General features: G+C 70.8%; 14 protein-coding genes. 8 read left to right on the plus strand and 6 right to left on the minus strand.

The genetic code is table 11. The features are described from left to right. Positions 1-60 precede the first annotated feature (60 nt). The 5 genes from ACZ6ZP_RS18245 to ACZ6ZP_RS18265 all read left to right on the plus strand — a co-directional run bounded on the left by ACZ6ZP_RS18245 (position 61) and on the right by ACZ6ZP_RS18265 (position 5,515). Positions 61-240, plus strand: a complete 180-nt coding sequence (locus tag ACZ6ZP_RS18245) for a DUF6480 family protein (RefSeq protein WP_351167862.1) — start codon at positions 61-63, stop codon at positions 238-240. Positions 241-745: 505 nt separating this feature from the next. Continuing rightward, positions 746-1,921: a polyprenyl synthetase family protein gene (locus ACZ6ZP_RS18250; RefSeq protein WP_351167860.1), complete on the plus strand. Its 1,176-nt coding sequence runs from the start codon at positions 746-748 to the stop codon at positions 1,919-1,921. Further along, positions 1,918-3,456 (plus strand): phytoene desaturase family protein, encoded by a 1,539-nt coding sequence (gene crtI / locus ACZ6ZP_RS18255; protein WP_469407480.1) that lies wholly within the window; start codon positions 1,918-1,920, stop codon positions 3,454-3,456. Before ACZ6ZP_RS18250 ends, crtI begins: the two co-directional genes overlap by 4 nt. Then, a complete protein-coding gene (locus ACZ6ZP_RS18260; protein WP_469407481.1) occupies positions 3,453-4,496 on the plus strand; it encodes a phytoene/squalene synthase family protein in 1,044 nt (347 codons plus the stop codon). Before crtI ends, ACZ6ZP_RS18260 begins: the two co-directional genes overlap by 4 nt. Then, a complete protein-coding gene (locus ACZ6ZP_RS18265; RefSeq protein WP_366464829.1) occupies positions 4,493-5,515 on the plus strand; it encodes a DUF5914 domain-containing protein in 1,023 nt (340 codons plus the stop codon). Before ACZ6ZP_RS18260 ends, ACZ6ZP_RS18265 begins: the two co-directional genes overlap by 4 nt. 149 nt (positions 5,516-5,664) lie before the next feature. Here the strand turns inward: ACZ6ZP_RS18265 and ACZ6ZP_RS18270 are convergent, their stop codons facing one another. From ACZ6ZP_RS18270 to ACZ6ZP_RS18295, 6 genes are all read right to left on the minus strand, one after another. Then, entirely contained in the window at positions 5,665-7,161 is a 1,497-nt protein-coding gene (locus ACZ6ZP_RS18270) for an FAD-dependent oxidoreductase (protein WP_366464828.1), read from the minus strand. Between the two features lie 91 nt (positions 7,162-7,252). After that, positions 7,253-8,488, minus strand: coding sequence for a lycopene cyclase family protein (locus tag ACZ6ZP_RS18275; protein WP_469407483.1), 1,236 nt, complete (start codon positions 8,486-8,488; stop codon positions 7,253-7,255). Positions 8,489-8,622: 134 nt separating this feature from the next. Then, positions 8,623-9,417: an anti-sigma factor gene (locus ACZ6ZP_RS18280; RefSeq protein WP_469407485.1), complete on the minus strand. Its 795-nt coding sequence runs from the start codon at positions 9,415-9,417 to the stop codon at positions 8,623-8,625. Positions 9,418-9,607: 190 nt separating this feature from the next. Further along, positions 9,608-10,327: a methyltransferase domain-containing protein gene (locus ACZ6ZP_RS18285; RefSeq protein WP_366464825.1), complete on the minus strand. Its 720-nt coding sequence runs from the start codon at positions 10,325-10,327 to the stop codon at positions 9,608-9,610. A gap of 282 nt (positions 10,328-10,609) precedes the next feature. Then, positions 10,610-11,863, minus strand: a complete 1,254-nt coding sequence (locus tag ACZ6ZP_RS18290) for an NAD(P)/FAD-dependent oxidoreductase (protein ID WP_468616429.1) — start codon at positions 11,861-11,863, stop codon at positions 10,610-10,612. A 96-nt stretch (positions 11,864-11,959) separates the two neighbouring features. Next, positions 11,960-12,946, minus strand: a complete 987-nt coding sequence (locus tag ACZ6ZP_RS18295) for a MerR family transcriptional regulator (protein ID WP_469407487.1) — start codon at positions 12,944-12,946, stop codon at positions 11,960-11,962. A gap of 152 nt (positions 12,947-13,098) precedes the next feature. Here ACZ6ZP_RS18295 and ACZ6ZP_RS18300 point away from each other — a divergent pair, with 152 nt between their 5' ends. From ACZ6ZP_RS18300 to ACZ6ZP_RS18310, 3 genes are all read left to right on the plus strand, one after another. Beyond that, a complete protein-coding gene (locus tag ACZ6ZP_RS18300) occupies positions 13,099-13,695 on the plus strand; it encodes an RNA polymerase sigma factor (RefSeq protein WP_469407488.1) in 597 nt (198 codons plus the stop codon). Positions 13,696-13,769: 74 nt separating this feature from the next. After that, positions 13,770-14,687 carry a hypothetical protein gene (locus ACZ6ZP_RS18305; RefSeq protein WP_351167839.1) on the plus strand — a complete coding sequence of 306 codons (918 nt, stop codon included), beginning with the start codon at positions 13,770-13,772 and terminating at the stop codon, positions 14,685-14,687. A gap of 62 nt (positions 14,688-14,749) precedes the next feature. Continuing rightward, positions 14,750-16,321 carry an SDR family oxidoreductase gene (locus tag ACZ6ZP_RS18310; protein WP_366463748.1) on the plus strand — a complete coding sequence of 524 codons (1,572 nt, stop codon included), beginning with the start codon at positions 14,750-14,752 and terminating at the stop codon, positions 16,319-16,321. Positions 16,322-16,553: the final 232 nt, after the last annotated feature.

A 16,553-nucleotide genomic window follows, 5' to 3' on the forward strand; every position in this document is an offset into this window, starting at 1 on the left:
CAGGCAGCAAGGAGATGCGGCCGATATGCGCAGCAGTCCGCTCCGAGGGACAGTGAATACATGACGGATCCACGTGTCCCTCCGACGGAGACGCCACCCGCCGAAGGGTCGATAGCCGAGGCGCACCAGGAGCGGCCCGATGGAGGCATCTGGGAGCACCCCACTTGGTGGCTGTGGCTCATCGTGCTCGGCGCTGCTTTGATCGCCGCCTTTTTCGTCGCGCGCCTCGCGGGGCTCTGAGGCTTCCCACGTGCGGGCAGCTCCTTGGCAGTCGATCGCCCGATGGCCATGCCGCCCGTTCGGCGCCGTGCGCTGGCGAGCGCCCTGCCGTACTCCACTCCCGGTCTGCCGACCCGGTTCGTGGTGTTCGCGCGGGGGAGATGCTCGGGGCCCGGCCTGCCGCACCTTGGCAGTCCGCGGATAGCACGGTCTGGGCGCCCCCTCTGCCGGTCCTGGTGCGGCCAGCTGACTGTGATCGGCTTATTGCGCTTGCCGGTTTTCGCAGGGAGATGCTCGCAGGTGCATCCGGGAGGGACGTCCGCAGGGAAGACGTGTGGACCGAGGCCCACCTGACGCCATGAGAGGAATTGCGATGCGCCGCACCCGGGCGGAGGCACCGCCACTGGTCACCGGCGGCCACGACGACCGAGCCCGCCGACAGGACCCATCAGGCATCCGGCCGCTGCCGCGCGCTCAACTCGCCTGGCAGTCGGCGGGCCAGAGCTCCAGGTCGTGTGATGCGGCCGTGGTCAGCGCCGACGTGGCAGCCGCGGTCGGCCGTGTCCTCGATGAAGTGTTCCAAGAGCGGCTGGACGCGGCTGCCTCGATCGACGCCAGGTTCGCCAAGGGCGTGGCCGAAATGGTGGCCGACTTTACGCTGACCGGCGGAAAGCGCATGCGCTCGCGGTTTCTGTGGTGGGGGATGCAGGCGTGCGGTGGCCCCGCCGATGGAGCTTCACTCCAGGCGGCCCTCCGCCTGGCGGCGGGACTCGAACTGATCCAGACATGCGCGTTGGTCCATGACGATGTGATGGACGGTTCGCCGGTGCGGCGTGGCCGGGCCGCCATGCACATGGAACTTGCGGCTCAGCACGGCGCTCCCGCCACCGGGCCGGGCGCGTCGTTCGGCACGAGCGCCGCCATCCTCATCGGTGATCTGGCCCTGGCCTGGGCCGATGACGTCGTGGCGGCTACGGAGTTTTCGCCGGACCTGGCCAGGGACGTGCGCAGACTCTGGCAGGCGATGCGGTCGGAGATGGTGGCCGGCCAGTATCTCGATCTGTACGGGCAGAGGACCGGTTCCCGATCGATGTCTCTGGCTCTCCAGACGGCGTCGCTCAAAAGCGGACTCTACTCGGTGGAGCGGCCGTTGGCCTTCGGCGCGGCCCTTGCCGGGGCGGACCAGCGCACGACGCGGGCGCTCTGCTCGGCAGGCCGCTGTGCGGGCCTGGCCTTCCAGCTGAGGGACGACTTGCTGGGGGTGTTCGGCGACCCGGGGCACACCGGCAAACCCGCGGGTGACGACATCAAGGAAGGCAAGCTCACCTACCTTCTGGCCGTGGCCAGGGCCCGCGCCCAGGCCACCAGGAGCCGCGCTCTGCTGCGGATCCTGGACACCCATGTGGGGGATGCCGGTCTGACAGAGCGCGAGATGGAGCGCGTACGCGGCGCTTTGGTCGCCAGCGGTGCGCGTGACACGGTCGAAGCCAAGATCCGTCGGCTGCTCGCCCAGAGTGTGCGGCACCTGGACCGCGTCGCCCTGGAGCCCGCTGCGGTCGCGCACCTGCGGGAGCTGTTCTGCACGGCGGCGGGTATTCCTTCGACAGCCGCTGCCGATATCGCGACCGGCTCATCCGATGCACCCGGCGACGGGCATCGAGCCAGCCCTCTGCCGCCTTTCGCCGAAGCGAGCAACGTATGAGAACGCTGCAAGGCCCGACCGATCATGTCGTGGTCGTCGGAGCGGGTTTGTCCGGTCTTTCGGCCGCCCTGCACCTGCTCGGCGCCGGGCGCCGGGTGACCGTTGTCGAACGCGCGGCGGTGCCCGGAGGCCGCGCGGGCCTGCTTGAGCAGGGCGGGTATCGGATGGACAGCGGGCCAACGGTCTTGACCATGCCCGATATCGCGGACGAGCCTTTTGCGGCGGTCGGAGAACGCCTGGCTGACCGCGTGGAATTGATCCCGCTACATCCGGCCTACCGCGCGCGATTCGCCGACGGCAGCACCCTGAACGTGCACACCGGCGCAGCGGCCATGGAGGCCGAGATCGCCCGCTTCGCCGGAGCACGCGATGCCCTGGGCTACCGGCGGCTGCGCCGCTGGCTCGAGCGTCTCTACCGGGTGCAGATGCGCCGGTTCATCGACACGAACTTCGACTCCCCCCTGGGTCTGCTGACCCCTGACCTCGCCCGGCTGGCAGTCCTCGGCGGCTTCGGACGCCTGGACGCCCGTATCGGCCGGTTCCTCTCCGACGAGCGGCTGCGCCGCGTCTTCACGTTCCAGGCTCTCTACGCCGGAGTCCCTCCGGCCCGCGCTATGGCCGCCTATGCCGTCATCGCCTACATGGACACCGTCGCCGGGGTCTACTTCCCCAAGGGCGGCATGCACGCCCTGCCCCGCGCCATGGCCCAGGCCGCCACCGACGCGGGCGGCGACCTGCGCTTCGAGCACGAGGTGACGCGCCTCGAACGCGCCGGGGAGCGGATTACCGCCGTCATCACGGACCGCGGACGCATTGCCTGCGACGCCGTGGTCCTCACCCCGGACCTGCCCGTCGCCTACCGGCTGCTCATGCACCGGCCGCTGCGCGCCCTCGCGCTGCGGTATTCCCCTTCCGCCGTGGTCCTGCATGCGGGAACCGACCGCACCTGGCCCGAACTGGCGCATCACACCCTGTCCTTCGGCGCCGCCTGGAAAGGCACCTTCCGGGAACTGACCCGCACCGGGGAGCTGATGAGCGACCCCTCGCTCCTGATCACCCGGCCCACGGCAACCGACCCCGAACTGGCACCGCCCGGCCGTCACCTGCACTACGTTCTCGCGCCCTGCCCCAACACGGCCCTCGGTGCGGGAGTACGCCAATGGCGCGACCTCGCGCCGCGCTACCGCGATGGCCTGGTGCGGGAGTTGGAGCGGCGCGGGCTTCAGGGGTTCGGCGCCGCGATCCAGGAGGAATGCCTGGTGACGCCCGCCGACTGGGCGGCGCAGGGGCACGCCGCCGGGACCCCGTTCTCCGCCGCCCACACCTTTGCCCAGACCGGCCCCTTCCGGCCGGCCAACCTGGTGCGCGACACCACCAATGCCGTCCTCGCGGGCTGCGGCACCACACCGGGTGTCGGGGTGCCGACGGTGCTCCTGTCGGGAAAGCTGGCCGCGGCGCGAGTCACGGGAGCGGGGCTGTCCCGGCCCTCAAGGCCCCGGACAGCAGGCGGGGCAGTGAAAGGACCAGATGCATGACTGACCGGGAACTCGATGCCGCGGGCATCAGCGACCCAGCTCTCCGTTTGGCCTACACGCACTGCCGGCGCCTCAACGCGCGCCACGGCAAGACCTACTTCCTGGCCACCCGGCTGTTGCCGCTGGCGCACCGGCCCGCGGTGCACGCCCTGTACGGATTCGCCCGCTGGGCCGACGACATCGTCGACGACCTGGAATCCTCCGCCACGTCCGCCGAGCGCGCCGCGGCCCTGCAGCGGCTCGAGCAGCGTCTGCAGGTCGCGCTGCGGCACGGCACCAGTGACCAGCCGGTGGTGGCCGCGCTCGCCGACACGGCTGGCCGGTATGCGATCGAGGCGCGGCACTTCACCGACTTCATGACCTCCATGCGCCTCGATCTGGAGGTCAGCCAGTACGCCGACTATGCGGCGCTCCGCCGCTACATGCACGGATCCGCCGCGGTGATCGGCTTGCAGATGCTGCCGGTGCTCGGGACGGTGGTACCGCGTGCGGAGGCCGAGCCGCATGCGGCCGCCCTGGGGGTGGCTTTTCAGCTGACCAACTTCCTTCGGGACGTCGGCGAGGATCTCGACCGCGGGCGTCTCTATCTGCCGCTGAACCTGCTGACTGCTCACGGCGTGGACCGCGACCTCTTGCAGTGGAGCCGCACGACGGGAGCCGTTGACCGGCGCATCACCGCGATGCTCAAGGCCGCTGCCGAACTCACCCGCGGCGTCTACCGCGAGGCCGCGCCTGGGCTGGCGATGCTCGCTCCGATGTCCCGGCCCTGCATCCGCACCGCCTTCGTGCTGTACGGCGCCATTTTGGATGCGATCGCCGACGACGGATACGCGGTGCTGCACCGCCGTGCCATCGTTCCCCGCCGACGGCGGGCGGCCGTGGCCTGTGACGGCCTGGTCCGCCTGGCGATGGCTCGTACGCGTGCCCGCGGCAGGATCGAGCCCGTCGCCGGAGCGGTCGCGGGAGCACGCGCCTACCCGGCCTCGCATGTGCAGGCCGCCGCGGAGCGGGAGTGGTCCGCGGGAAAGGAGACAGTGTGAGGGGTGGCCGGGCCCCCGGTGCGGGGCGTATCCCTCTGCGGCTACGCCGTGGCCCCACGGCCTGGGAGCGCCAGCGGCCCACCTGGCGCGAGGCGAAACCGGGCATCATCGCCGGCGCGCTGAAGCGGGCGCTGGCCCGGCCCTCGGGCAACTGGTATGTCCTGGGCAGCTCGCAGGACGTCACCGCCGACCGCTCACTGGGCCGAAGCGTCGCAGGTGTCGAAGTCGTCGCATGGCGGGACGCGGACGGCGTGCTGCGGGCAGGACCGGGCAGCTGCCCCCATCTGGGAGCCCCGCTCAAGGACAGTCCGGTCCAGTGCGGCACCCTGATCTGCCACTGGCACGGGATGGCGCTCAACGGTCAGGCCACTGCGGGCTGGGAGCCCTATCCGGCGTTCGACGACGGGGTCCTCATCTGGGTCAGGCTCGACGAACTCGGCGGCGAGCAGCCGCTGGACCGGCCAGTGATCCCAGAACGTCCACACCCTTCCCGAGGAGTGGCCGCTGTCTGCGAAGTCGCCGGGCGTTGCGAACCGGAGGACGTGATCGCCAACCGGCTCGATCCCTGGCACGGAGCATGGTTCCACCCCTATTCGTTCGTCGATCTCACCGTCGTCAGCGAGCCTGGCAACGATGCGCACGCCGAGGAGGGCAAGGACTCCTTCGCCGTCGATGTCTCCTTCAAGGTCGCCGCCCGCGCGGTGGTTCCGGTCCGGGCCGTGTTCACCGCACCGGAGCCACGCACCGTCGTCATGCACATCACCGACGGAGAAGGACGCGGATCGGTCGTCGAGACGCACGCCACGCCCCTGGGACCGGACACCGCAGGGCTGCCCCGGACCGCGGTGATCGAAGCGGTCATCGCCACATCGGACCGCCGTGGCTTCGCCATCGCCCGGGCGGCGGCACCCGCCCTGCGACCCGTGATGCGGGCCGCCGCCGGACGCCTGTGGCGGGACGACATGGCCTATGCGGAGCGCCGCTGGGCGCTGCGCACCAGCGGCCGCTTCCCTGGCTGAGCCACGAGGACTGGTCGAACCACCGATCGGAGAGGCGCTCAGCGGCGGGAGCGCGGCCCCGCACCCCGGCAGCCACAGCCCTTGTCGACCACCTCACCCGCACACAGGGCGAACGCCCGCCACACCGGCGGAGGAAGGCGACAGCATGCTCAGCCGAGCGCCCGGTTGAGGGCTCGCAGGACGCCGACCCTGCCTTTGTCCGGAACCGTCCAGAGCGTCTGGCCACGCACGCCCCACTGCTCGAGCAGCGCATTGGCAGCGAGGAAGCCTGTGGTCGCCGCCCTCTCCATGAGTGCGACCGGCAGTTGTGTGCGCACCAGGTCGCCGGCCACGGTCACCATGGGATCCGAGGTGCGTACCTCGGGCCTGTCCGCGTACCCCCCGACGGGAAACAGCGGGCAATCGGCGCGCCACTCGTGCCGCGCATCGATGATCTGAGCATCGCGTGTCTCAGGGTAGACCCGGTGCAACTGGCCTACCAGCCGCTCTTGTTCGCTTGCCCGGTCGGCGTGCCCGGCCGCCGCGTAGGCGTGCAGTTCCACAACGGATCCTCCACGGCGGGCGGACCACCGGGCAGCCTCGCCCTCCCAGCGCTCGAGGACGCTCACATTGTCCAGAGGCCCGTAGCCGCTGGTGCCCAGGAAGCCCGGGCGGTCGGCGGCTACTGGGCGATCCAGCCAGAGCCGGGACACCAAGAACGGCGGAGCGGTGCGCAGCCGCAGCATCCGGGACCGCCACTCCGGGTCGGCAAGCTGCGGGGATTGGGCGACCACCCGCTGCAGGCCAGGGGTGTCGAGGGCCAGAACCACCGCGTCGTAACGGGATTCGGTGTCCTGCGTGATGACCCGCGAGCCGCCGTGCGGGGCGGACTGAATGCTCTCGACGCTCTGACCGGTCCGGATATCGACCCCATGGCCGGACAGGTAGTGGGCGAGCGGTTCCCACAGTGCAGCCGGGAAAGGCTCGTTGGGCACATCAAACAGCAGGCCCTCGCTGGAGCCGAGGAAATAGATGTGGAACATCAAAGCCATTTCGGCTGCCGAGAGGTCGCGCGGATCGGCGAAGAAGCTGCGCGAGAATACTTCGAAGGCCAGGTGATGGGCGGCCTCGGGAAACCGGATGCGCTCCAGAAGGTCCCAAGCGCTGAGGCCGTCCAACTGCTCGTACACCTGCGGCACTCTGACATCGAGAAGAGGCAGGGCGGCGCGTGCGTTCATCCGGGGCAGGTCCCGCAGGCCGAAGGTGGGGCTGAGCGCGACGAAGCCCAGTGCGCTCCACGGCGGCGTACGGGGCACACGCGCAAAGCTGTCCTGCAGGCCACCGCTGTGCTGCAGTGGGTAGTCGGGGAGCGCGGTGAGCATCCGCAGCCCGGGGTCCGCACGCCGCAGCAGGCCTCGGAGGTTGTAGTACTGGCGGAAGAAGGCATGGAATCCGCGGCTCATGGTCACGGCAGATCCGTCGGAGAGCCCGACCGGCCAGCCCGCCAGACGGCCCCCCAGCTGCTGCTCTCGTTCGTACAGCGTGACGTGGACACCGCGCTCGGCCAGGGCCGTTGCCGCGGCGAGCCCCGCGATGCCGCCGCCGATCACCGCCGTTCGGGGGGCCTGGCCCTCGACACGTTGCCGTCCCTTGGGGCCGGGCAGCATGCGCGCGCGCCGGTCTCGACCTCGTCGGACCGTGCTCCGTGATCCGGCGGAGTGTCGAAGTGGCGGGGTGTTGTCGCCCGGCACAGGCATGTCACATCTCTTTCTGTCGTCCGTGTTGCCGCCTGAACGCGGGCAGTGTGCGCTCTCGGGCCGTCGAGAGGCGGGGCAGCAGGGGCAGCTCGATCGCGGTGCGGAGCATGGGGCGCACTGGGGTGTGCAGGCCGATGCGGAAGTCCTCGTGCCAGCGTGTGGCACCGTCGAGAAAGCGAAGGAGGCGTTCCATGGGAACGTTGGTGAAGAGGCCGGTGAAGAATCCCGCTCCATTCACCCTGCCGGTGTCCAGGGCGCGCAGGAGGACGGCATCCATGGCCAGAGTACGCCGCGAGTGAGCGGGCGGCGGGTGTGGGGTACGGCCCTCGTGCCAGGCATGGGCGATGGCCCGCGCCTGTCGTTGGACGGCGGCGAAGGTGTAGCCGGTGGACGGGCGGGTCGCGCCACCGGCCGTGCCGATACGGAACACCGATCGACCTGCCCGGCGCGGGAACCGGGCGTCCGTCATGGGAATCACGCCCTGTTCGATGCGGTGTACCTCATACTTCTCCAGGCCGAGTTGGTCTCCCACGTAGGTGCGCAGTGCTTGGTCGTATCCTGCGTCGTCCAAGACCGAGGCCGAGAACTCCGTGTACTCGACCAACGCCTCATAGGGGCTGCTGGGCAGGACGTAGCCGAAGGAAAGGCCGTGCCGCGGTTGCGGGGTGCGGAAGTCCATGAGGTCCGCGACTCCGGGGTCGAAGGCGGGCTGGTCGAGTCGGAGAAACCAGCCACGAAAGTGCTGGAGAAGCGTGGTGCGGGCCGGTGGAAGCCGGGGCAGCGGGCGGGAGTCGAACACCCACCGCGCCCGAAGCGTGAGGGTCTCGCCCCGGCTGCCGATTGCCCGTACCTGCGCCCCCTGAGGCCCATCACGCACGTCGTGGACCGCTGCCGCCAGGCGTGTCACGCCGGGTGTGGCCTCCAGCCGTTTGTGCACGAAGGTCTCGAAGGAGCGCGAACGCAGCATCTTGTAGCGCAGCGGTGCGGGCGAGCCGGTCACGGAGATACCGTCCGGCCCGCGCAGGCGCAGGGTGCTCCAGTCCGCCGATGTCACTTCGTCGAACTCGCCGCGCAGCTGCTCCCAGAAGCACCAGGTCCGCTCCGGGGGCCGCAGCGGACCCGGCGGGGCGTCGATCAGGACGATCGAGGGGGCTTTAGAGGGGGCAGCACACAGGTGGTAGGCCAGCGACAGTCCGGCGGCGCCCGCACCGACGATGGCGATCTCCGTGTCGTACATGCATCCCCAGTTCGCTGTCGCGTGGCGGGCCGCTGTGCGCGCAGCGGGCTCCCAGGATTCCGCACGAGGCGGCGAATTGGATGCACGGCCGAAGGACCAACCGGGGAGTGTCGCGATCGTGGCCTGGTGAGGGATCAGTTCTTCAAAGAACCACGGACCACGCTCTTGCCGGAATGCGCGGGACTGCCGTTGTAGGCCTGGTCCGAGACGTCCACCAGCGGGTAGTCGGCCAGGTCTACGCCTCGGGGCAGGGGCAGGGTGGCCGACCCGCTCGGGTCAAGGACACCGACCGCGATGAGTTTTTTGTGGGTCGGATCCATCAGCCACACTTCGAAGTAGCCGTCTGTCCGGGGTAGGCCGCTCACATCGATGTGCAGTTGCCGTCGGGGGCCTTGTGCTTCCTTGAGCCGCGCCTGCCCCTGCGCGTCCCCGACTGCCAACGGGGCAAGCGCTGATGCGGTTCCGGTGCGGGTGGCTTCCCCCTCGTCGTCGCGCAGTTGCCACCAGGTGGCGCCACTTCCCAGTGCCGCCCCTGCCACCAGGCAGGCAGCGGCGAGCAGCACCGCCGGCCTCAGGCCTCCGGCTGGTCGGGGTTCGGATTCTTCAGCCACCTGACCAGTGGAGACCACCAGCGGGGGCACGTTGCTCGTGCCATGGCCCGCGTCGCCGTTGCCTTGGGGCTCCGGCGCCCCGGTCGTCGGAGCGAGTGCCAGTTCCGAGGAGATCACATGCCAGACACTGTCGGGTGGCGCAGATGGGATGTCGTCGGGCGACATCGCCCGCGCCGCGCCCACCACGCGCCGCAGCGATTCGAGTTCGGTCCGGCACCGGTCGCACTGTTCCAGATGAGCGGTGAAGGCACTGAAGCGCTCGGGGGTCTCGTCTTGGAGGGCAAGCTCGGCCAGGTCCGCCGCGTCCAGATGCTTCACGATCTCTCACCTCCGCGCGGCGTCAGGGTTCGAGTCCCTGGGCCAGCTCCATTCTGATCTGGCCCACCGACAGCCCGGGCCGTTTGGCCATCTCCGTCGTCGTCAGATGCTCATACGGGGGCAGGCGCAGGATGGTGGTTTCCCGGATGACCGCCTGGGCGACGGCGAGTTCGAAGGTCGCGGAGCGAGCTCATTGGATGGCTGAGCCGTTGCGTGCGAGGAAGGTGTGGACGATGCCGGTCTGCCATCCGGCGACGGGGAGGGTGCGTACGTCGGTGAATCCGGCCCGGTGAACACGGGCGGCGAAGGCGGGTGCGGTGTCGAACGCGCTGACGCTGTCGTGCAGATGGCGGTAGAGCGCGCGGTCACCGGTCAGGGTCCCGGCCGGAATGATCACTGCGTGGCAGATCGTCGTCCACAGGGCGCGGTGGACGGGTGAGCCGCTGAGGCTGTACTCGTGCGCGGCCAGCCTGCCGCCGGGGCGCAGCAGGGTGCGGACGGCGCCCAGGACTGCGTCCGGGTCGCTGACGTTGCGGAAGAGGTAGGCAGCGAAGATCGCGTCGAAGGTGCCGGTGTCCTGGTCGGTCAGCAGTTCCTCGGCGGGCAGGTGCTGAAAGCGCACGTTCGGCGGCCAGGTCTTGGTGCGTGCTTGTTGCAACATGCCGGCCGATGCGTCGACGGCGGTGATGCGGGCGTGGGGGGCTGCTCGCAGCAGGGCGCGGGTGGAGGCGCCGGTGCCGCATCCGAGGTCGAGAATCCGCAGGTTGGTTCCGCCGTGGGGAAGCCTGAGCCGCCGGGCCGATCGCAGCAGGTCCGTGCGGTAGCCCGGGTTCATCGCGGTGAGTCGGTCGTAGGCGGGTGCGGCGTGGTCGAAGGCGCTGGCGAGGAGGTCGTCGTGGAGAAGTGTCATCGGTGCATGTCTCCAGGGTGGCTGTGCGGCTGCATTGCGGGCAGTTCCGGGGCGAGGACGCGGGCTTGCTCACAGCTGTGTGCGGCGAGAGCCAGGCGGGCTCCGCGTACGTCGAGTTCGGCCGCCACGGCGCTGCCGATGGATCTGGTGGCACCGGGCGACCAGGATGCGTGCTCCGTGGATGGCACGGTTCCTCCAGAAGTCGGCCCGATAGGGAACTGGGCCACGCCTCTTCTTCGGCCCGGAGGGCTGTGGCGGATGCGGTGGGACGGTTGCAGGTCTCTACCGGTGAGGCTGCGCTTGATCGGTCAGTACTTCGCGGGCGGCCCGGGTGCCGGAGGCGAGCGCGCCTTGCACGGATCCGGTGGCCCGGTGGTCTCCGCATACGTACCGGCCGGGCGCATGGCGGGTCGTGCGGCTGAGCGGCCAGGGTGGCCTCATCGCCGGCAGTGCACCGGCGATCGTGTAGGTCGCGATCAGCTGCCAGGTGGTGGTGTCCGTGGTGTACAGCTCGGCGAGACGACGGCGTACGGCGGCCTCTCGCTTGGGCGCGTCGCCGCCCAGGACGGAGGTGGACACCAGAGCGGTGCCCGGCGGAGCGTAGGTGGGGGCGACTTCGCTGAGGACGCAGGTGTTGAGGACCGCCAGCGTGCTGTCGGTCACCAGGGTCGGTTCGCTCAACGGGGGTGTGTCCGTGGCGTGGTAGTAGGTGGTGACGGTGCGTCCGTCCGGGACCGTCAGGCCGGGCAGCAGGTGCGCGGCCGTTGCGGCGTCCGTGGCGACGACGATTGTGGCGGCCGGTTCTTCGCGGCCGTCGGCCAAGAGGACACCGGCGTCGGTGAGGGCCGCGACCGGCGTCTCGAGCCTGAGCGTGCCCGTCGGCAGGCCTGCGGCGAGCTGGGCCGGAGCCGTGCCGATTCCGCCGGAGGGCAGGCACAGGCTGCCGCGGGCCATGCTGCGATAGATGAGGTGGAAGAAGCGTGCCGAGGTCTCCAGCTCGTCCTCCAGGAACACGCCCGCCAGGAACGGCCGCAGCAGGTTGTCGACGGCACGGGGGGACAGCCCGGAGCGTGTGAGCGCGCGGGCGGTGGCCTGGTCATGCCCGCGCGTGATCGCGCGAGCCGGCAACAGGGTGTCCCGTGCGGTCAGTGCCGCGAGGGCGCCGAGGTCGCGGGCGCTCAATGCCCGCCCGGGCAGCAGGTTGGCGGCCTCGCGCGGCCGCCGGGTCGGGTCGGTGAGGCGCAGCACCCCGGCGGGCGTGTGGGCCATCAATCCGGGGGTGAAGGGGCGCAACCGCAACCGGCGAAGGTCCAGGCGGCGCTTCACCTGGGGGTAGAAGGTGTTGAAGACCTGGAAACCGCGGTCGAGTTGGAAGCCGTCGGTGTGGTCCGTGCGCATCCGCCCGCCCACCGCATCGGACGACTCCAGCAGGGTGACCCGCTGTCCGGCGCGGCACAGGTCCATCGCGCAGGCGAGGCCGGCGAGCCCGGCACCGATGACGACGGTGCGGGGGGCCGTGGGGTGCTGAAGGGGCATCAACTGTCTCCTCGTCTCGTTGGCCGTCCGTCACATCGCTGGTCCCGGGAAGGGCGCAGCCGGCGGTGGGCCAGGATGTCACCGCCGTGGTTGGGCTCACCGCGTGACAGGCCGCCGGGCATCGCCGGAAATCGCCGTCTCCAAAACGGCCAGAGCTTCGGCCAGCCCTGAGGGGCGGGGCAGCCCGGGCACGCTGGGACCGGCCCAGCCCGGTCCCAGCGTCAGCACCAGGGGGTGGCGGCGGGCACCCCGGACGCCCCACGTCATCGCCGCCACGTGCTGGGCCAGGGGGCGGCTTGCGGTGCTCCGGGACTGCGCCCACAGTCCGATCGCCGCGGGCCCGGTCCTGCGCACTGCCTGCACGAGAGCCTCGGCCGGCATCGCGGCACCGAACATGCGCACGGGCAGGCCACGTTCGGTCAGGGCCGCTGCCAGCGCTTCCAGCGGAAGGGTGTGGATCTCGCCGGGCACACAGGCGAGGAGCGTCGTGGCAGCCGCCTGGCCGGAGGGGACACGCGGTGCGCTGCGCCGCAGCGCACCGACGACGTGCCAGGACAGCAGATGCTCGACCTCCACGTACTTTTCCCCCGAGCTCTCCCACTTGCGGCCCACTGCCTGCAGCGTCGGCGTGATCACCTCCTGCCAGGCCGTGACCAGCCCGTATTCGTCGATCGCTGCGGTCAGCAGGTCGTCCACGGACGCGGCGTCGAGCCGCAGCGCGGCGCGGGCGAGACCCTTGCACTCCCGGCGCGTATCCCCGAGCCGGAGACCGGTGCCTGACGGGCTGCGGGCTGGGGTAGGGCGCGCCGGTGCCCGGGCGGCGAGCGCCATGTCCGACGGCCTTCCGTCCCGTGCCAGGCGCGCGGCCTCAGCCGGCGGTACCCCCGCCATGGTCAGCGCGCTCATCCGCTCCAGCCGCGCGATGTCGGTGGCGGTCCAGCGGCGGTGCTTGCCCCGGGTGTGGACATCGGGGCCCAGGCCGTAGCGCTGGTCCCAGGAACGCACCGTCGTCGGCGCGACGCCCAGGCGCCGGGCCACCGCACCGGTCGACAGCCCTGCGGGGTCGTGCTCGCTCGAGCTCACTGCCCCAGCGTACGACGCACAACCGACGCGTGTTGCCTGCGTCGTTTGTGCGTCCAAGACTCAGAACTGGCGCAGGTGCGCACTGGTCTGTGGGTGTGCCTCAGCACATGACGTCTTATCCCGCACAGCCGCTCCGCAGGAGGAACACGACCATGAGTTCGATCATGCGAACCTCGGAGCGCCTGTTCCCGCCCACCGAGGCAACGGCGCTCGAGGAAGAGCTGGCCCAAGGACTTGTCGACGCCGACGAGCAGGCGTTCGCCGCGATCTACCGGCGCTGGAGCCCTCTGGTGCACACCATGGCCGCCCGCTCGCTCGGGGACGCGCGGGAAGCCGAGGACGTGACCCAACAGGTGTTCCTCGCGGTCTGGCGGGGCCGGACCGGCTTCCACCCCGAACGCGGACCGCTGGGGGCCTGGATGGTCGGCATCACGCGCCGCAAGATCGTCGATGCGCTGGCAGCACGCAGCCGACGTCTCCGCCTGATCGATGCGGCAGGCCACGCCGCAGGCATGGCCGCGCCGCACCTGCGCGTGGCAGTCACCGAGCGGGTCCTGGACCGTGTGCTGCTGTCCCAGGAGCTCTCCCGCCTCCCGCGGCGCCAGCGGGAGGTGCTGCACCTGGCGTTCTACGAGGACCTCACCCAGGTGCAGATCTCCGAGCGCACCGGCCTGCCCCTGGGCACGGTCAAGAGCCACGTGCGACGGGGCCTGTTTCAGCTGCGCACCAAGATCGAGGAGGGCCGCTGATGTCGGCGCTCCACCCCGTCGGGGCAGGCGCGCAAGGCTCTGCCGGGCCTCTTCACCAGGAGGCAGCGCCCGGCGTGCTGGTCAAGGCGGCGCAGGCGGCCGGAGAGCGGCAAGACGCTCTGGGCGATGGGTGGCACAAAGGCGAGCCGGGCGCGCCTCTGACCTGGCGGACGCTGGGGCTGGACACCTTGGCATCCATGCTGCTGTTGTCCCTGCAGCGCCTGGGCAGCAGCAGTTTCAGCGCGCAGTGCCAGTGGCCTCGCCTTCATCCCCTCAACGAGCGCGCGATCGCCGTCAGCCACCATCCGCTGATCATGGTGGAGTCCACCCGCCAGCTCGCCCGCGCACTGGAGCGCCGGTATTTGGCCCCGGACGGTCCCGCCCCGCTTGAACCCCTCTCAGTGAGGCTGGGCGTGCGTCCTGGTGTCCGGCCTTTGGAGCGAGGCAGTGCCACGGACGTGTCCGTCCGGGTGAGCGTGGGCGACCTCGCCACGCACGCCGGTGTGCTCGCCGCCTACCGCATTTCTGCCGAGTATGAGCATGAGGGGATGCCGTTCGGTTCGTGCACCATGCGGTGTGCCCGCCCGGTCCACCTGGCGGCGCCCTGCGTCGTCGCACCGCCCCCGCTGTCGCATCTGCACCCCCCGGCTGCCGCGGTGGGCGCGGCCGCCGACACCGATGTCCTGCTGGCGCGAGCACCTCAGGGCCGTCTGGTCATCGTCCCGCGCGACCCCGGCCATCCCGTCCTGCTCGCCGGCCGCCCGCCCCGGCTGCCCGCGCTTGCGGTGCTGGAGGCCGTCCGGCAGGCGGCGCTGCTGACTTCCGGCCTCACGGCGCAGGCAGTGGCCGGGCTGCATGTGGAGCTGCAGGCCCCCGTGCCGCCGAGCGGGGCCCTGGCCGAAGTGATCGCGGAGCCAGGAGGATCGCGCGTTCTCGTCACGGTCGGCGGCGCAGTTGCCGCGTTGGGGACGGTGGCGCTGCTCGGGCCGTGAAACGGACGTCACAGACCACAGCCAGGACATAGGTACCGAAGCAAGCGCGCGGAGGAACGATCGTGGACACGGACGGACAGCGGGACGTACATCGGCTGCACTGCCTGGTCGCCGGGGCATCCGGCTACGTCGGCGGACGCCTGGTGCCAGAACTCTTGGAGGCCGGCCATCAGGTGCGGTGCCTGGCCCGTTCCCCCGCCAAGCTCCGCGACCATCCCTGGGCGAGGGATGCCGAAGTGGCCCCGGGCGATGTCACGGACGCCGCTTCGGTCGCGCAGGCCATGCGCGGGATCGACGTCGCCTACTACCTGGTGCACGCGCTGGGCTCCGGCTCCGGTTTCGAGGACACCGACCGCCGCGCGGCCCAGATCTTCGCCGAGCAGGCGCACACAGCCGGTGTGCGGCGCATCGTGTACCTGGGTGGTCTTACGCCGCGGAGCATCCCCGAATCCAAGCTGTCGCCTCACCTGCGCTCGCGCGCCGAGGTAGGACAGATCTTCCTGGACCACCCCGTTCCGGCCACCGTGCTGAGGGCCGCGGTCGTCATCGGTTCGGGATCGGCTTCCTTCGAGATGCTGCGTTACCTGACCGAGCGGCTACCGGTCATGGTCACCCCCAGCTGGGTGCACACGCGCACGCAGCCCATCGGGGTGCGCGACGTCCTGCGCTATCTCGTCGGATCGGCCACCATGCCCGACGAGGTCGACCGGGCCTTCGACGTCGGCGGCCCGGACGTTCTCACCTACCGGGAGATGATGCGCGCATACGCGAGCGTCGCCGGGCTGCCGCGGCGGCTGATCGTGCCGGTGCCGGTCCTCACACCCCGGCTCTCCAGCCACTGGGTCGGTCTGGTCACACCGGTACCCGCCTCCATCGCCCGGCCGCTCACGGAGTCGCTGCGCCACGAGGTCATCTGCCACGAGCACGACATCGCCCAGTACGTGCCCGACCTCGCGGGTCGGCCGATGCCGTTCGACCAGGCGCTCGCCCTGGCCCTGCGCAGGGTGCGCGAGGCACAGGTGGTCACCCGCTGGTCGTCCGCCTCCGTTCCCGGGGCGCCGAGCGATCCGCTGCCCACCGATCCCGACTGGGCCGGCGGCAGCCTCTACACGGACGAGCGGCGCCTGTCGGTCGATGTGTCCCCTCAGGCGCTGTGGAAGGTGATCGAGGGCATCGGCGGCGACAACGGCTGGTACTCCCTCCCGCTCGCCTGGGCGGTGCGGGGCTGGCTGGACCGGTTCGTGGGCGGCGTAGGCCTGCGCCGCGGACGACGCGACGCCGAACGCCTGCGGGTGGGCGACTCGCTGGACTTCTGGCGCGTGGAGGAAATCGAGCCCGGACGGCTGCTGCGGCTGAGGGCGGAGATGCGGCTGCCGGGGCTTGCCTGGCTGGAGATGTATGCCGAGACCGACGACGAGGGCCGCACCTGCTACCGGCAGCGCGCCCTGTTCCATCCACGCGGTCTGCTGGGTCACGCCTACTGGTGGTCCGTCGCCCCGTTCCACGCCAGCGTTTTCGGCGGCATGGCCCGCAACATCACCCAGGCCGCCGCCAAAGGCCTGAGCGCACACCAGAGCAAATCCGGCCCCCGTCGCGCTCGACGTCCCCGTCTCAGGCCAAGGGCGCGGCGCTAGCGCGCACACCCCCCATCCGAGGCCACTACAGGAGCCTTGAACGTGCACCCGCCTTGTCGTTGCATCCGCCGGCCGGGGCGGCCGGAAGTCATTGAAGAGGGGCAGCGCCGACGACCGCGCTCCAACCCGCCTCGGTCCCGTGCTGAACGACGCAGTGGCGCCAACAGCCGGGCGCACACGCCGTGTCCGCACTGCCGCCGCACCTCGGAGGACGAAACCTCGGGGGACGAAA

The organism is Streptomyces sp. NPDC054047, assembly GCF_055585065.1.

Excerpts from the sequence above, each read along its gene's own strand:
- ACZ6ZP_RS18260 (WP_469407481.1), top strand. The coding sequence starts at position 3,453 with ATGACTGACCGGGAACTCGATGCCGCGGGCATCAGCGACCCAGCTCTC.
- ACZ6ZP_RS18275 (WP_469407483.1), bottom strand. The coding sequence starts at position 8,488 with ATGTACGACACGGAGATCGCCATCGTCGGTGCGGGCGCCGCCGGACTG.
- ACZ6ZP_RS18285 (WP_366464825.1), bottom strand. The coding sequence starts at position 10,327 with ATGACACTTCTCCACGACGACCTCCTCGCCAGCGCCTTCGACCACGCC.
- ACZ6ZP_RS18300 (WP_469407488.1), top strand. The coding sequence starts at position 13,099 with ATGAGTTCGATCATGCGAACCTCGGAGCGCCTGTTCCCGCCCACCGAG.
- crtI (WP_469407480.1), top strand. The coding sequence starts at position 1,918 with ATGAGAACGCTGCAAGGCCCGACCGATCATGTCGTGGTCGTCGGAGCG.
- ACZ6ZP_RS18290 (WP_468616429.1), bottom strand. The coding sequence starts at position 11,863 with ATGCCCCTTCAGCACCCCACGGCCCCCCGCACCGTCGTCATCGGTGCC.
- ACZ6ZP_RS18270 (WP_366464828.1), bottom strand. The coding sequence starts at position 7,161 with ATGCTGCCCGGCCCCAAGGGACGGCAACGTGTCGAGGGCCAGGCCCCC.
- ACZ6ZP_RS18245 (WP_351167862.1), top strand. The coding sequence starts at position 61 with ATGACGGATCCACGTGTCCCTCCGACGGAGACGCCACCCGCCGAAGGG.